This is a genomic window from Brachybacterium sp. NBEC-018 (genome assembly GCF_024860185.1).
In the GTDB taxonomy this organism is placed as follows: domain Bacteria; phylum Actinomycetota; class Actinomycetes; order Actinomycetales; family Dermabacteraceae; genus Brachybacterium; species Brachybacterium rhamnosum.
The window spans coordinates 1,517,253-1,532,276 of the sequence record NZ_CP100650.1 but is presented as its reverse complement, the minus strand read 5'-3'; the positions used below and the strand labels follow the sequence as shown (position 1 = coordinate 1,532,276).

Annotated in this window: 13 protein-coding genes; 2 read left to right on the top strand and 11 right to left on the bottom strand. The window is 75.4% G+C overall.

What is annotated here, in order from left to right; genetic code table 11:
- Nucleotides 1–126: 126 nt before the first annotated feature.
- Entirely contained in the window at nucleotides 127–1,617 is a 1,491-nt protein-coding gene (locus tag NLU66_RS06770; RefSeq protein ID WP_259362171.1) for a glycoside hydrolase family 3 N-terminal domain-containing protein, read from the bottom strand.
- A 58-nt stretch (nucleotides 1,618–1,675) separates the two neighbouring features.
- Here NLU66_RS06770 and NLU66_RS06765 point away from each other — a divergent pair, with 58 nt between their 5' ends.
- Nucleotides 1,676–2,692, top strand: a complete 1,017-nt coding sequence (locus NLU66_RS06765) for a BadF/BadG/BcrA/BcrD ATPase family protein (protein WP_259362170.1) — start codon at nucleotides 1,676–1,678, stop codon at nucleotides 2,690–2,692.
- Nucleotides 2,693–2,729: 37 nt separating this feature from the next.
- The gene (locus tag NLU66_RS06760; protein ID WP_259362169.1) at nucleotides 2,730–4,151 is read left to right on the top strand and encodes a flavin-containing monooxygenase; all 1,422 of its coding nucleotides are present in this window, start codon (nucleotides 2,730–2,732) and stop codon (nucleotides 4,149–4,151) included.
- Here the strand turns inward: NLU66_RS06760 and NLU66_RS06755 are convergent.
- From NLU66_RS06755 to NLU66_RS06710, 10 genes are all read right to left on the bottom strand, one after another.
- Nucleotides 4,093–5,895, bottom strand: a complete 1,803-nt coding sequence (locus tag NLU66_RS06755) for a CopD family protein (protein ID WP_259362168.1) — start codon at nucleotides 5,893–5,895, stop codon at nucleotides 4,093–4,095. The two genes, NLU66_RS06760 and NLU66_RS06755, sit on opposite strands and share 59 nt — an antisense overlap.
- A complete protein-coding gene (locus NLU66_RS06750) occupies nucleotides 5,892–6,308 on the bottom strand; it encodes a fluoride efflux transporter FluC (protein ID WP_259362167.1) in 417 nt (138 codons plus the stop codon). The genes NLU66_RS06755 and NLU66_RS06750 overlap by 4 nt, the downstream gene beginning before the upstream one ends.
- Nucleotides 6,305–6,994 (bottom strand): fluoride efflux transporter FluC, encoded by a 690-nt coding sequence (locus tag NLU66_RS06745; RefSeq protein ID WP_259362166.1) that lies wholly within the window; start codon nucleotides 6,992–6,994, stop codon nucleotides 6,305–6,307. The genes NLU66_RS06750 and NLU66_RS06745 overlap by 4 nt, the downstream gene beginning before the upstream one ends.
- Before the next feature lie 73 nt (nucleotides 6,995–7,067).
- The gene (locus NLU66_RS06740) at nucleotides 7,068–8,501 is read right to left on the bottom strand and encodes a dihydrolipoamide acetyltransferase family protein (protein WP_259362165.1); all 1,434 of its coding nucleotides are present in this window, start codon (nucleotides 8,499–8,501) and stop codon (nucleotides 7,068–7,070) included.
- A gap of 13 nt (nucleotides 8,502–8,514) precedes the next feature.
- Entirely contained in the window at nucleotides 8,515–9,516 is a 1,002-nt protein-coding gene (locus NLU66_RS06735; protein WP_259362164.1) for an alpha-ketoacid dehydrogenase subunit beta, read from the bottom strand.
- Complete coding sequence (locus NLU66_RS06730; RefSeq protein ID WP_259362555.1) at nucleotides 9,513–10,640, bottom strand: thiamine pyrophosphate-dependent enzyme; 1,128 nt, start codon at nucleotides 10,638–10,640, stop codon at nucleotides 9,513–9,515. The genes NLU66_RS06735 and NLU66_RS06730 overlap by 4 nt, the downstream gene beginning before the upstream one ends.
- 117 nt (nucleotides 10,641–10,757) lie before the next feature.
- The gene (locus NLU66_RS06725; RefSeq protein WP_259362163.1) at nucleotides 10,758–11,510 is read right to left on the bottom strand and encodes a DUF6882 domain-containing protein; all 753 of its coding nucleotides are present in this window, start codon (nucleotides 11,508–11,510) and stop codon (nucleotides 10,758–10,760) included.
- 68 nt (nucleotides 11,511–11,578) lie between these two features.
- Nucleotides 11,579–12,874 (bottom strand): Gfo/Idh/MocA family protein, encoded by a 1,296-nt coding sequence (locus NLU66_RS06720; protein ID WP_259362162.1) that lies wholly within the window; start codon nucleotides 12,872–12,874, stop codon nucleotides 11,579–11,581.
- A 34-nt stretch (nucleotides 12,875–12,908) separates the two neighbouring features.
- Nucleotides 12,909–13,532, bottom strand: a complete 624-nt coding sequence (locus NLU66_RS06715; protein WP_259362161.1) for an AAA family ATPase — start codon at nucleotides 13,530–13,532, stop codon at nucleotides 12,909–12,911.
- Complete coding sequence (locus tag NLU66_RS06710) at nucleotides 13,490–14,800, bottom strand: MFS transporter (protein ID WP_259362160.1); 1,311 nt, start codon at nucleotides 14,798–14,800, stop codon at nucleotides 13,490–13,492. The genes NLU66_RS06715 and NLU66_RS06710 overlap by 43 nt, the downstream gene beginning before the upstream one ends.
- Nucleotides 14,801–15,024: the final 224 nt, after the last annotated feature.

Here is a 15,024-nt window from a genome sequence, read left to right as displayed (position 1 = left end):
GAAGCGGGCACGGACGGGGGCGGGTCACAGACGCATGGGGACGACGGTACGACCCCTCGCCCCCGGTGCGCCAGGTCTTTTCCGCTTCTTCTCCGCGGGACCGCCGCGCGCCCGCACCGGCGCCGGCTAGACCGATCGGTCACCGAGCAGGGCGGCGACGGCGGCGTCGAGCATGGTCCTCGAGGCGCCGAGGGTGCTCACGGTGCGCTCGGCCTCGGGCAGGGACTCGCGCGGGCCCGTGTGGACGACGATCGCGTCCGGACGCGCCCCGAGCAGGGCGCGCAGGCGCTCCGTCTCCCCCGGGTCCCGCATCCCGCGCCCGGTGAGCGCGAGGAGCTGCGGCGCGGCCTCGAGATCCGCCGCGTAGAGCGGGGACTCCGCCTGCAGGTGGCGCGCCCGCAGCGCCTCCACGAGCGCGGCCGCGCCGGCCTGGTCGCAGAGGTCGACGACGGCGACGGGGCGCAGGTCGAGGGCGGCGCGACGCGCCCGCACGGCCCGGAGGGCGAGGGCGGAGGAGCGCGCCGCGAGGACCGCGGCGGCCGCCGCGGGATCCGGGGTGGGCAGCCAGCGGCGCCGGGCGCGCAGCGCGGCGAGCCGCTCCGCGGCGGCCCCGGTGCGCTGGGCGAGGAGCTCCGGGGGCAGCTCCCCGGTGCGCTCGGCCTCGCGGAGCGCCGCGGCGGCGGGGGCCAGGGCCGACGGGTCGCCGACGTGCAGCACGTGCGCCCCGGCGCGGGCGGCGGCGAGGACCGCCGCGGGCAGGTCGAGGCCGTCGCGGGCGGCGGCGACGCCGAGGTCACCGGCTACGAGCAGGCCGTGGAAGGGGGCGTGGGCGGACTCCTCGAGCAGCCGAAGGGGCCAGGGAGCGAGGGCGGCGGTCCCCTCCCCAAGGGCGGGGGCGCCGACGGGGGCGGCGAGGACGGCGTCGAGCCACGGGGCGATCGCCCACGGGAGCAGGTGGTCGCGCCACTGGGCACCGGTGAGGGGCACCCACTCCCCCGGCCGGTCCCCGGCCGCGTCGGCCCACGGGATCCCGCCGAGCCCCGGCAGGGCGAGCCCGCAGGCGGCGATCCCGGCGTCCCGCACGCCGGCGGCGAGCGCGCGGCCGTGCCGGGCGACGAGGTCCCCGTCCCGGCCCACCGCGGCGGTGCCGACGAGCGGGTCGGGCCCGCCCGCCACGTGCAGCACGGGGCCGAGGAGCACGTCGATGCCGAGTCCCGCGAGCAGGTCGCCGAGCGCATCGCCGAGGGCGCGGGTCGCGTCCACGTCGTCGACGGTGCCCAGCGCTGCGGCCGAGGGGAGGAGCGCTGCGGCCGAGGGGAGGAGCGCCGCCCCCGCCGCGAGACCCTCCCCCGTCGGGTCCCCCGCCGTCGGGTCCTCCTGCGCGCGCACGGCGAGCAGCGCCCCGGGCAGGGCCTCCCGGGCCGCGGCGGCGAGCTCCGCCCAGGGGCCCGGGTCCACGGCCGGCAGCTCGAGCACGGCCGGGTGCACGGGACCGGCGGCGATCCGCTCCAGGGCGCCGAGCGGATCGCCGGCGGGGAGGCGGGCCGCGAGCGGGAGCGGGCTCGTCCCCGGAGCGGGTTCCCCGGCCACGGGATCCCCTGCTGACCGTGCGATCATGTGCCCACCTCCTCGGGACGTGCGTCCCGCTCAGGATAGGACTGCGCAGGGAGAGCCCATGGACCCCGTCACCCCCTCCTCCGGCCCCTCGCCGAGCGCCCCGCTCGTGCTCGCGGGATTCATCGGGACGACCCGCAGCCGGGTGGTGCTCGCCCCGGTCGCCGCGGGCACGTCGCCCGTCCTCGACCTCGACGGCCCGGGGGCGACGCCCGGGGCCCGCCCCGAGCAGAAGCTCGACCTCCTCGGCGCGACCGCCCATCGCGCGATCGATGCGCTGCGGGAGGAGCGGGGCGCTCCCCCGCACCTGGTCGCCGTGTCCCTCGGCGTGCACGGCCTCGCCCACACGGAGCTCGAGGAGGCGCAGTCCCTCGGCGAGAGCCTCTTCTCCCCGCTCGCCCGCCCGGCGGTCCCCGCCTCCCGGATCGTCGTGGGGCGCGGGCTGCTGACGTCCTTCCTCGCGGGCGGCGTGGGCGACTCGGGTCTGCTCGTGCGGGCCGGCACGGGCGCCGTCGCGGTGCGCATCGAGGACCGCCGGGTCGTCGCGCGGCGGGACGGCATGGGCCCGCTGCTGGGGGACGTGGGCTCCGCGGTGTGGATCGGACGGCGCACCCTGCAGGTCGTCGCCGCGGACATCGACGGCCGCGGCCGTCGGACGCTGCTCACGGAGCGTCTGGGCGACATGCTCGACCTCGACCTCCGCGACGGGCTGCTCCCGCCCTCGCCCACCGGGGACGTGCGCGACGACCTCGCCCGGGCGATCGCCCGCATCGCCCCTCCCGGCAACCTCGCCGAGCTGGGCCGCTTCGCGCCGCTGCCGGGCACGGTCCCCGAGGACCCCACGGCGCGGGACATCCTCGACTCGGTGGTGCGGCACGTGACGGAGACGGTGCGGCAGCTCGATCCCGCGCTCGACCTGCCGGTGGTGCTCGCCGGCTCGGTGCTCGCGACCCCCGGGCCCATCCACGACGAGCTCGTGACGGGGTTCGAGGCCGCCGGCCGCGAGCACCGTGAGGCGATCGACGGCCTCCCGGGTGCGCTCCAGCTGGCCCGGGAGGCGGCCACCGCGGGCGTCTAGGATGGGCCCGCCCGCTCCTCGATCCGAAAGGCTCTCCATGCCCGAGCAGCACGACCTGCACGATCCGGTCCCCACGCGCGCGAAGGTGCTCGTCATCGGTGCCGGTCCGGCGGGACTGGCCGCCGCGGCCGCGCTCAAGGCGCTCGAGGTCCCCTTCGACCTCGTGGACCGCGCGAAGGACGTGGGCGGCATCTGGAACCTGCAGCGCGAGGACTCCCCGGTGTGGCCCGCGCTCGAGATGGTCTCGTCCCGTGAGAGCACGCAGTACGAGGACATGCTGCAGCCGGTGTCCTTCCCCGAGTTCCTCACGCCCGGCCAGATGGCGAAGTACCTGCGGGCCTACGCCGCGCGCCACGAGCTCACCGCGCACTTCCGCCCCGGTGTCGAGGTGCGCTCGGCGCGCCCCTTCGAGGACGGCGTGTGGCAGGTGGAGCTCTCCACCGGCGAGATCCACGTCTACGGCGCCGTGGTCTCCGCGCACGGCATCGCCGAGCGCCCCCACCGCCCCGCGTGGGCGTCGGAGGTGGGACACGGCACCCGGGTCATCCACTCCTCGCAGTGGAACGGGGCGGACGGCCTCGAGGGGCAGCGCGTGCTCGTCGTGGGATCGGGGCAGTCCGCGGCCGACATCGCGGTGGACGCCGCCCGCCGCGCCCTCGAGGTGCAGTGGTCGGTCCGCACGGGCCACTGGGTGGTGCCGCGCCGCATCGCCGGGACCCCCGGCGACGTGCTCGCCGCGCGCGAGCCGGCCGTGCTGGGCCGCCTGAACGGGAGGATCGCCGAGGCGGTCGTCTCCCGCGCCGCGGGCGACCCGGCCTCCGTCGGCCTGCCCGCCCCGACCGCCCCGCTGCTCGAGGACTCCGTGATCGTCTCCGACGACGTCCTGGACCGCGTGCGCGAGGGCCGCATCACCCCGGTGGGCGCCGTGACCGGCGTCGAGGACGGGCGTCCCGTGGTCGCAGGGCTCGGCCCGGTCGCCGCGGATCTCATCATCCTCGCGACCGGCTACGAGACCGGCGCCGGCCACCTCCCCGAGGGTGTCGTCCCCCGCACGTCGAGCGGCGACCTGGACCTCTTCCTCGGCGCGTTCCCGCGCGGCCGCGACGATCTCGTGGTGCTCGGCCAGCAGCGGGTCACCGGCGGTGTGCTGCCGGTGCTCGTGGAGCAGGCCGACGTCGCCGCCTACCTCCTGCGCGCCCGCCTCGACGGCGCGGCAGGGTCGACGGGGACGGGGATCGAGCAGTTCCGCCGTCTGCGCGCGGGCTCGGACTCCGCGGTCCCGACGGCCCCGGCCCCGGGCACGGGCGGCGAGGGCCTGCGCGGCCGGATCGGCTCGCTCCTGGGCGGCGGCGCCCGTCGGCCCGCCGCGGTCGAGGGCACCGGCGAGCGGCTCGTGCCGTTCACCGACCGCGAGCAGCTCCTCGCGCGCCTGCGGACGGTGCGCTCGCTGCTCTTCTGATCCGCGAGCGGCGCAGCAGCAGCGTCACGACGGCGGCGATCGCGGTGAGCAGGGCCACGGCCAGCACCGCGGCGCCGCCGCGTCGCTGATCGGCGAGGGCATCGGCCCACCAGGTGCGCCCGGTCGCGCCGAACCAGCTCGCCGCGAGCAGCACGTCCGTGCCCAGCAGCGCGGCGCCGCCGGCCGCGGCGAGCGCGAGCGGCACGGCGGCCAGCAGGAGCGGCCGCGCCGAGGCCCGCACGGCGAGCACCGGCAGCGCCCCCGCGAGCAGCGACATCAGCTGCAGGGCGAGGTGCGCGGGATGCGAGTCCAGGGCGAGGCGCAGCACGGGCGAGTCCGCATAGGCGGCGCCCACCAGCAGCAGGGGAACGGCGGCGGGCAGCAGGAGCAGCAGCTGAGACCGCCCCGCGAGGGCGCGCCACCGCTCGGGCACCGTGAGGGCGCTGCCGATCAGCACCCCGGCGAGTGCGGCGAGCAGGACGTGCTGCAGCAGGTGCGCGGAGGAGGCGACGGTCGCGTAGACCTCGAAGGGGCCCTGTGTGAGCACGAGCAGCGCCCCGAGCCCCAGCAGCAGGCGCGCCGTCGCGCGGCGCGGGCGGGCCGGGGCGGCGGCGCGCCACCACACGAGCAGCACGACTGCGCAGAGCGCCAGGTGGAAGGGCGCGGGACGCCACTGGCCGAGCAGCGCGGGGAGCTCCGGCGCGGGCGGCAGCACGTAGCCCGTGAGCAGGCCCGCGGGGCCCGAGGGCGGGGTGGACTGCTCGGCGGGCGGCGGGGAGGAGCTCATCGCCGCGGCGAGGGAGACGGCGAGCGCCATGAGCACGAGCTCGAGGAGCGCGAGGCGGCGGTAGGCGGCGACGGAGCCCCGCGCCCAGACGCTCCCTGCGGCCGCGAGCTCACGGCGCTGCAGGGCGCCGAGCACGCCGAGGGCGATCAGCAGGGCCGCCTTCGCGAGGCCGATCTGCACGTAGGCGCTCGTGAGCAGGTCGCCCGGGCCGTTCATCCGCACTGCGAGCGCCCACACGCCGCTCAGGGCCAGGGCGATCCAGCACACGAGCGCGAGGTGCGAGTAGCCGCGCACCACACGGGCGTCGTCCCGGGAGCGCTCGGGGAGCAGCTGGAGGGTGCCGAGGCCGCCGAGCCAGACGCCCACGGCGAGCAGGTGCACGAGCATCGTGGAGGTCGCGACCTCGTGGCTCGAGTCCCCCGCCGCGTGCCCGGTCATGGCGGCGCTGAAGGCGAGCAGCCCCGCGAGCACGGCGACCGTGCGGGCGAGGCCCACCGAGGAGCCGGTCGCGGCGGCCGTGGTCGCGATCGCCGCGAGGACCACCGCCGTGACCAGCCAGACCCCGAGGTCGGTGGAGACGAAGACGAGCAGGTCCGAGCCGAAGCGCTCGCTGCCCACGGCCTGCCCGGTCGCGACCGCGTAGGAGAACAGGAGGGAGACGCCGCGGGCGAGGGTCGTGACGCCGCCGGCGATCGCGACGAGGGCCATGGCGCGCACGCGGTCCTCGTCCTCGCGCAGCAGCCAGCCGGCGACGACGGCGCCGCCCAGCAGCACCGCGGCGGCGAGATCGGCGATCAGGGAGGCGACGGGGCCGCCGTGCCGGGCGACGGCGCCCGCGTCGAGCAGGGCGAGGGCGCCGCCGCCCGCGGCGTCGGCCGCGAGGACGGAGACGACGGCGACGAGCACGAGGACGCCGCCGGCGGCGAGGAGCGCGCCGGGATGGGGACGGGTGGTCACGAGCCGATCACCAGTCCCAGCCACAGGAAGGCCATGGAGACGCCGACGGAGAGCATGAGGTAGCCGAGCGCGATCGAGGCGGTGCCGCGGCGCACGAGGTCCACGACGTCCATCGCGGCGGTCGAGAGCACCGAGAGGCCGCCGCAGAGCCCGGTCCCGAGCAGCAGGAACACGTAGCCGGCGCCGCCGGTCGCTGCGCCCAGGCGGGTGACGACGATGCCCAGCAGGAAGCTCGAGACGACGTTCGCCGTCCAGGTCATCCAGGGGCGCACGACGGCGAGGTCGACATCGGGCAGGCGGCGCGCGAGGAGCCGCGGCCCGTGCTCGGCGAGGGCCCAGCGGCCGACGGTGCCGATGCCGGCGCCGATCATGACGAGGAGGAGGCCTCCGAGGCCCAGCAGCGCGGTGATCATCGGTCCTCCCCCTCCCCGGGCGACACCGGCGACCCCGGCGACCCCGGCGACCCCGGCGACTCGGGCGACTCCGCGGAGCGCACCCGGGCGCCGGGGCCCGGCAGCGCGGCGGGCGTGCGGGAGCCGTCGTGGAGGGCCGGGTCCGCGACGGGGCGGGCGATCCGGCGTGCGACCAGCAGGCCCAGCACCACCGCACCCAGGCTCAGGGAGACGGTGAGCATCCCGTAGGCGAGGGCCAGGATCGGGAAGTCCGCGCCGAGCATCGCCGAGCCCTCGACGACCACGGCGGACATCGTCGTGAAGCCGCCGCACAGCCCCGTGCCCAGCAGCGGCATCGTCCAGGCCGGGGCGCGGCGCACCTCGAGCACGCCGGTGAGCGCGCCGAGCGCGAGGCAGCCGATGACATTCGCCCAGAGGGTCGCCCACGGGATCTCGACGAGGGTGGGCGTCGTGACGGTCGGCGCGATGACCGCGATCAGGTACCGCAGGCCCCCGCCCACGGCGCCGCCCACGCCGACGAGCAGGGCGGTGCGCCGCGCGCCGAGCCCGCCGGGCTGCACGGGGCCGGAGCCGAGCACCCGCGAGGCCTCGACCTCGTCGAGCTGCAGGGCGGCCATCTCGACCGTGTGCATCCGCGGGTCGTCGCGGCGCGCGGAGCTGTCGCGGGCTGGAGGGGTCGAGGTCACCGGATCAGGGTACCGATGCTCGTCCCGACCGGACCCAGGCCGGCCCCAGGCCGGCCCCAGGACCGGCCGCCGGTCACCCCCAGACCAGGCCCATGCTCGGGTTCTCGAGCACCGCGGAGACGTCCCGCAGGAGCTCCGCGCCGAGGGCGCCGTCGATGAGGCGGTGGTCGAAGCTCGCGGCGAGCTGCACGACGCGGCGGGGGACGATCTGGCCGTCCACCACCCACGGCTTCTCCTTGATCGCGCCGACGCCGAGGATCACGGACTCGCCCGGGTTGAGGATCGGGGTGCCCGAGTCGATGCCGAACACGCCGAAGTTCGTGATGGTGATCGTGCCCTGGCGGGTCGCGGAGAGCGGGGTGCGGCCGGCGCGGGCGGTGCGGGCGAGGTCGTCGATCGCGTCGGCGAGCTCGCGCAGCGTCATGAGGTGCGCGTCCTTGATGTTGGGCACGATGAGCCCGCGCGGGGTGGCCGCGGCGATGCCGAGGTTCACGAAGTGCTTGTAGACGATCTCGCCGGCGACCTCGTCCCAGGAGGCGTTCACCTCGGGGTTGCGGCGGATCGCGACGAGCAGCGCCTTGGCGACCACGACGAGCGGGGAGACCTTGACGTCCTTCCACTCGCGGGAGGCCTTCAGCTGCTGGACGATGTCCCAGGTCGCGGTGATGTCGACCTCGTTGAACACGGTGACGTGGGGGGCGGTGAAGGCGGAGGCCACCATCGCCTCGGCGGTGCGCTTGCGCACGGAGCGGATCGGGGCGCGGGTGGTGCGCTCGTCGCTCGTGACGCCGGCGAAGGGCTGGTCGCGGACGGACTTCATGGCGCCGCCGAGTCCCTCGGGGACCTGCGGGGACTCCTCGGGGAAGAAGTCGGCGTCGCTCTCGCCGGAGGTCGTGCCGGAGATCGCGCGCTGCTGGGCGCCGAGCACGTCCTCGCGGGTGACGGTGCCGCCGGGGCCCGTCGCGATCACGGAGGACAGGGCGATGCCGAGGTCGCGGGCGAGCTTGCGCACGGGCGGCTTCGCGAGGGCGCGCTCGGCCGGGTACTGCTCGTCCCCCGCCTGCTCCGCCTGGGCCGCGGGGCGGCGGCGCCGGCGCTGCGGCGCCTCCTTCGCGCCGTAGCCCACGAGGTTCTTCGGCTCGGCGTCGGCAGGGTCCGGCGCCGCGGCCGCGGGCTCCTCGGGCGAGGGCACCTCGGTGGCGACGTCGCCGTCGGCGGGTCCGTCGGGGGCGTCCGACAGGGGCCCGCCCGCGGTGTCGACCTCGATGAGCGGGGCGCCCACGGCGACCTCGTCCCCCACGGCGACGAGCACGCGGGTGACGGTGCCGGCGACGTGGCTGGGCAGCTCGACGGCGCTCTTGGCGGTCTCGACCTCGATCACCGGGTCGTTGATGGCGATCGTGTCGCCGGGCTTCACCTTGATGTCGAGGATCTCCGCCTCGGTGAGGCCCTCACCGGGATCGGTGAGGTCGATCGTGACGAGCGACGGGGTGGGCTGGGAGCTCATGGCGATGATCCTTTCAGTGCTGCAGGACGCGGTCCACCGCATCGAGCACCCGGTCGAGGTCGGGGAGGTAGGCGTGCTCGGTGCGCGCGGGCGGGTACGGCGTGGAGTAGCCGCCCACCCGCGTCACGGGCGCCTCGAGGTGGTAGAAGCACTCCTCGGCGACGCGGGCGGCGATCTCCCCGCCGAGGCCGCCGGTCACGGGCGCCTCGTGGACGATGACGAGGCGGCCGGTGCGGCGCACCGAGTCGGTGACGGTGGGCAGGTCCAGGGGCGCGAGGGAGCGCAGGTCGATCACCTCGAGCGAGGTGCCGTCCTCCTCCGCGGCGGCGGCGGACTCGAGGGCGAGCGGCACGCTCGGCCCCCAGGCGAGCAGCGTCGCGTCGGTCCCCTCGCGCAGCACGCGGGCCTGCCACGGGGACAGCTCGGGGCGGTGGTCGGGGTCGACGTCGCCCTTGATCCAGTAGCGCTTCTTGGGCTCGAGCATGATGACCGGGTCCTCGGACTCGATGGCCTGGCGGGTCATCCAGTAGGCGTCCTGCGCGGAGGCGGGGGCGAGGATCCGCAGGCCCGCGGTGTGCGCGAAGAGCGCCTCGGGGCTCTCGGAGTGGTGCTCGACCGCGCCGATGCCGCCGCCGTGCGGGATGCGGATGACCATCGGCAGGGTGACGCGGCCGCCGGTGCGGTAGTGCATCTTCGCGACCTGCGTGGTGATCTGGTTGAAGGCGGGGTAGACGAAGCCGTCGAACTGGATCTCGACGACGGGCCGGTATCCGCGCATCGCGAGGCCGACGGCGGTGCCGACGATCCCCGCCTCGCCCAGCGGCGTGTCGACGACGCGCAGGGCGCCGAACTCGTCGAAGAGGCCGTCGGTCACGCGGAACACGCCGCCGAGGCGGCCGATGTCCTCGCCCATGAGCATGACGTGGTCGTCGGCGCGCATGGCGTCGCGGAGGCCGGCAGTGATGGCCTTGGCGATGGGCAGCGTCGTGGCGTGCCCGGAGCGGGTCTCGGTCATCGCGCGGTCTCCTCGTCCTCGAACTGGGCGGCGTACTCGAGGTACTGCGCGCGCTCGGCGTCCACGACAGGGTGGGGCTCGGCGTAGACGTGGTCGAAGATCATCACCGGGTCCGGGTCCTCCATGCCGTGGATGTGGTGGTGCAGCTGCATCGCGAGGTCGTGGCCCTCCTCGTCGCAGCGCTTCACGTAGTCCTCGTCGATCTCGCCGAGCTGCTCGAGGTGGCGGCGCAGGCGCAGGATCGGGTCCTTCTCCGCCCACTCCTGCTCCTCGGCGCCGGGACGGTAGCGGGAGGCGTCGTCGCTCGTGGTGTGCGCGGCCATGCGGTAGGTGACGGCCTCGATGAAGCGGGGCCCCTCCCCCGCGCGGGCGGCGTCGAGGGCGCTGCGCACGGCGCCCATGACGGCGAGCACGTCGTTGCCGTCCACGCGCACCGAGGGGATGCCCCAGCCGCGGGAGCGCTGGGCGAGCGGCACGCGGGACTGGACGGTGGTGGGGACGGAGATCGCCCACTGGTTGTTCTGCGTGTAGAAGACGGTGGGCGCCTGGAAGGAGGCGGCGAAGGTGAAGGACTCCGCGACCTCGCCCTCGCTCGAGGCGCCGTCGCCGAACAGGGCGAGCACGGCGGTGTCGGTGTCCCGGTCGCCGGTGCCGACGAGGCCGTCGCGCTGCAGGCCCATCGCATAGCCGACGGCGTGCGGGGCCTGGGAGCCGAGCACGATCATGTACGGGTGGGTGCGCAGCTCGGCCGGGTCCCAGCCGCCGTGGCTGATGCCGCGGAAGAGCTCGAGCAGGCGCCAGGGCTCGATGCCGCGGGCCCAGGCGACGCCGTGCTCGCGATAGGTGGGCACGAGGTAGTCGTGGGCGCGGGAGGCGTGGCCGGCGCCGATCTGCGCGGCCTCCTGCCCCAGGGCGCTCGCCCACAGGCCCAGCTGGCCCTGCCGCTGGAGGCTCGTCGCCTCGAGGTCCGCGGCGCGGATCATCACCATGTCGCGGTAGTAGCCGCGCAGGCGCTCGGGGGTCTGGAGGTCGTCGTCACCGCCCCCGCCCGCGCTGCCGTCGAGGACGGCGTCGAACTCGTCGTGCGGGGTCCGTGTGCCGTCCGGTGCGAGGAGCTGGATCATCGGCTCCTGGTCGGCCACGGCAGGGATCGTCGTCTGGAACACGCTCACGGCGGAGAGACTAACCTACGCTTCCGTAGGTTCCAAGCGGCCACGACTCCCGACACACCCCGAGGGGCGTCAGCCCTGCTCGGTGCTCACGAGGATCCGCCGGGCACGGCCGCGGTCATCGCGCTCGGTCCGCAGCACCAGGCGCAGGCCCTCCTCGTCGGCGACCACGTCCACGTCGCCATCGAGGCGGTGCTCCCGGCGGGCGCTCCAGGCCGGGACCATCGCGGCGAGACCGTCGAGCGCCCAGGCGGCGTCGTCGAGCGCCAGGGCCTCGGGGCCGAGCGAGGCGGCGACGTCGGCCAGGCGGATCGGCGGCAGCTCGAGATCCAGGTCCCGCAGCGCCACGACCGCCCGGGAGACGCCGTCGGTCGGGAAGGTGTAGTAGACCGTCTCCGGGCCCAGGACCTCGACCGCGACGCGGCCGACGGCATGGGCGAGGGAGGAGATGACGTCGTCGCGGTCCTCGTCCGGTGAGATCTCGTAGGGGACCTCCTCCTCCACGAGGGAGGGGAGGTCGCGCTCACGACCGTGGTCCCGCAGGCGATGGGCGAGCTCGTCGGTGCCGACGACGTCCGCCAGCAGCGGGGACCAGCCCCAACGGAGGCGCTGCGGGTCCGCGGGGACGGAGGCGATGACGTCGGCCCGGCCGGAGACCTCACCTCCCTGGCCGCCCTGGCCGCGGAAGGTGAGGCGCTTGCCGGCGAGGTCGAGGCTGTAGCGGTAGCGGCCGAGCCGTGCGAGGAGCGCCGCGTCGAGCGCCTCCTGCCGGTTGCTGGAGTAGAGGAGCGCGTGCTGGGCGATGCTGCGGAGGTCCGGTTCCATGCGCGCCCATGCTACCGACGGCGGGGAGGAGGTCCCCCTCCTCCCCGCCGTCGACGGGATCGGGCCCGTCAGCCCTGGGGCCGCTGCTCCGCGACCGCCGCCTCGAGCGCGGCCTTGTCGAGCGCCTCCTGCTCGGCGTCGAGGTCGACGACGGGCAGCGGGCAGTCGCCGAGGTCCTGGATCTCCAGGCGAGCGCCGCCCGCGCGCATCGACTGGTGGGCGATCACGCCGGGGAGCGTGTAGCGCGCAGCCTGCCAGGCGTTGACGACGGGCTGGTGGCCGCCGGAGACGGCGCGCGCGAAGTCGTCCACGAGGAAGTGGTGGGCGCCCTCGTGGCCGTTGGGCATGCCCTGGAACTCGGCGGGCAGGCGGGACTGGTGGTGCGCGGGCGAGGCGCCGGCGACGAAGGCATCGCGCAGGGTCGGTGAGACGTCGGCCAGGCGCGGGTCGTCCAGGCTCATGGTGCTGCCGGTCGCGACGAGCCCGGTGACCTCGAGGACGGTCTCCTTGTCGTGCCAGTAGGTGACGTCGACGGTCTCCTCGAAGCTCGCCTCCTCGCCGAAGAAGCGGAAGCGGGACTCGCGCTTGTGGCTCGGGTAGCCCACGCGCCGCAGCTCGTTGGTGCGGAAGGCGCCGCCGTTGTCCATCTCGAACAGGGCGAAGGCGTTGGAGACGTCGTTGTCGAACTGGGAGACGGTCTTGTCGAAGACGCCGTCACCGCGGGTGTCCGGCCGGCCGATGCAGGAGACGGACACCGCGTGGCGCTCGCCGAGCACGCCGAGGATCCCGCCGATCGAGTGGGTCGGGTAGAGCATGGGCGGGTAGGAGGCGGTCGACCTCCAGCCCTCGCCGCCGGAGTACTTGTAGGCGTCGTAGAAGCCGAGGTCCATGTCGTGGACGTAGTCGCCCTCGGCGTAGAAGACCTCGCCGAACGCGCCGGAGCGGTGGATCCGGCGGGCGAGCACGACGGCGGCGTTGTACTGGCTGGTCTCGCCCATCATGTAGACGAGCCCGGTCTCCTGGACGAGGCGGGTGATCTCGCGGATCTCCTCCTCCTCGATCGCCATCGGCACGGCCGAGTAGACATGCTTGCCGGCCTCGAGGGCGGCGATCGCGATGCGCCCGTGGGTCCAGCGCTGCGTGAAGATCGCGACGGCGTCGACGTCGGACGCGAGGAGCTCCTCGACGGAGCCGAAGCGACCGGCGAAGCTCACGGCGTGCTCGGGGCGCTGCTCGAGCGCGTCGATGCGCTCGGGGACGTCGTCCACGGCGTAGACCGCGGAGATGTCGGGATGGGCCGAGAAGAGCTCCGCGAAGTGGGACCCGAACTGCCCGATCCCGATGATGCCCAGCGTGAACGACATACTTCCTCCTTGAAATAAAGTGTCGGGAGGAACGCTACGGCACGCGCGGGGACGGAGGCAAGGGGTCTCCCGTCCCGATGTCGCCCAGCGCCGGCCAGCGGGAGTCCGCCCACGCCGTCCACGTCGCATGGCCGACGGGCGGCGCCGGGAACGGGGTGCCCGCGATCTCGTCCGCCGTGGGCGGCGTGAACAGGGCGAGGTACCGGTCGTGGTCCTCGTCGGTCATCGCGAAGGTCGTGTGCGGGGCGGCGCGGAAGCGCTCGTCGGCCCGGCGTCGCCGCTCGGGCTCGGGGACGGAGAAGGACGCCAGGCCGAACCCCGCCCCTGCGGCCGCCGCGATCGCCCGCAGCGACCACCGCTCCTCGGCGGACCAGCAGCCGAAGTCGAGCACCACCGAGGCGCCGCCGCGCAGGACCTGCACCGCGGTCCAGATCATGCGGCCCTCGAGCACGTCCCGGCTGCCGTCGACGTCCGACGCCCCGAACAGCGGGTTCATCCACTCGTCCGGGGAGAGCCGCAGGATCCGGTGACGCTCCGCGAACTCCCGCGCCCAGGTCGTCTTCCCGGTCCCCGGGAGCCCCACCGTGAGGTGCAGCGTCGGCCCCACGCCCGCGCTCACAGCCGGCGCCAGCGGCCGCTGCGCCAGACCTCGCGCCACGGCGGCACCTGGAGGCCGCGCGCGGCCATCCGCCGGCGCAGCCGCCAGCGGGAGATCAGCATGCCCGCGACCCCGAGCGCGAGCAGCGGCAGCTGGACGGCGAAGGCGAGACGGAAGGCCTCGAGGTCGTAGTCTCCCGCGGGGCGTTGGAGGTCCAGCAGCACGCCGATGAGCAGCGTGGCCACGAGCCCGCCGATGAAGCCGCCCATGATCACGACGCCCGTCGCCGTGCCGAGGCGGTGCTGGGCGAGGTCCGTGCGCGGGAAGTCGAAGCCCACCGAGGAGGCGGGGCCGCCCACGGAGAACCCGGCGACCATGATCAGCAGCAACCACAGCGGCGCCGGCCCCGGCCAGAGCACGAGCGCGGTGAGCGGCAGCACGATCGAGAGCACGATGAGCAGCACGAGGGTGGAGCGGCGCAGCGGATGGCGCTGGGTGAGCGCGCCGACGAGCGGACCGCCCACGATCGAGACCACCACGAGCACCGTCATCACGCCCGAGGCCGCCGCACGGCTGAGCCCCTCCCCGGCCGTCAGGTACGGGTAGCCCCACATCATCGCGAAGACGATCCCGGGGAAGCCGGCGGTGAAGTGGGAGAAGAAGCCCAGCTGCGTCGAGGGATGGCGCACGATCCGCGCGACCTGCAGCGGCACCCGGCGCAGGTCCTGGCGCGCACGCGGCCGCGGGACGCCGGGCGGCGCGGCCCGGACCAGCAGCACGACGAGCAGCGCGGCGACGGCGCTCATCCCGGCGGCGCCCGTGAAGGCCGTGGTCCATCCAGCCGCGCCGAGCAGGGCGACGAAGGGCACCGCGGAGGCGATCTGGCCGACCTGGCCGAGGATCCCGGTGAGCTGTGTGAGCACAGGGACGCGGGAGGCGGGGAACCAGGCGGGCACGAGCCGGATCGCGCTCGAGAAGGTCAGCGCGTCCCCGGCGCCCACGACCACGCGGGCGAGGATCGCGGTGCCGACGACGTCCGCATGCGCGAGCAGCAGCTGCCCGCTCCCCATGAGCAGCGCCCCGGCGACGAGCGTGACGCGGGAGCCGTAGCGGTCCAGGAGCAGGCCGGCGGGGATCTGGGCGAGCGCGTAGACGAGGAGCTGGAGGACGACGAAGGTGGAGACGATCGTCGCGGAGGTGCCGAAGCGCTCGGTGGCCTCGAGGCCGGAGACGCCCATCGTGGTGCGCTGCAGGACCGCGATCGCATAGGCGAGGATCGCGACGATCCAGACGAGATGCGCCCGCGGCCCCCCGAGCTGTGCGGGCATCCGCTCCCGGGCACTTGTCGCGGCACCCCGCACCATGCAGTCCTCCCCTGCCGGCGCCGTCCCCGCGCAGGGCCTGCGCGGCGCGCGCCGATCCGCCTCGTCCGACGCTCCCAGGGTAGCGGTGCAGCCGCTCGCAGCTCATCGGTGACCACCTCCGCGTCGCCGTCCGCCATCCCGCCGCTCCCGCCCGACCCGCCCTCCGCACCCCAGCGCCCAGCCTTTTC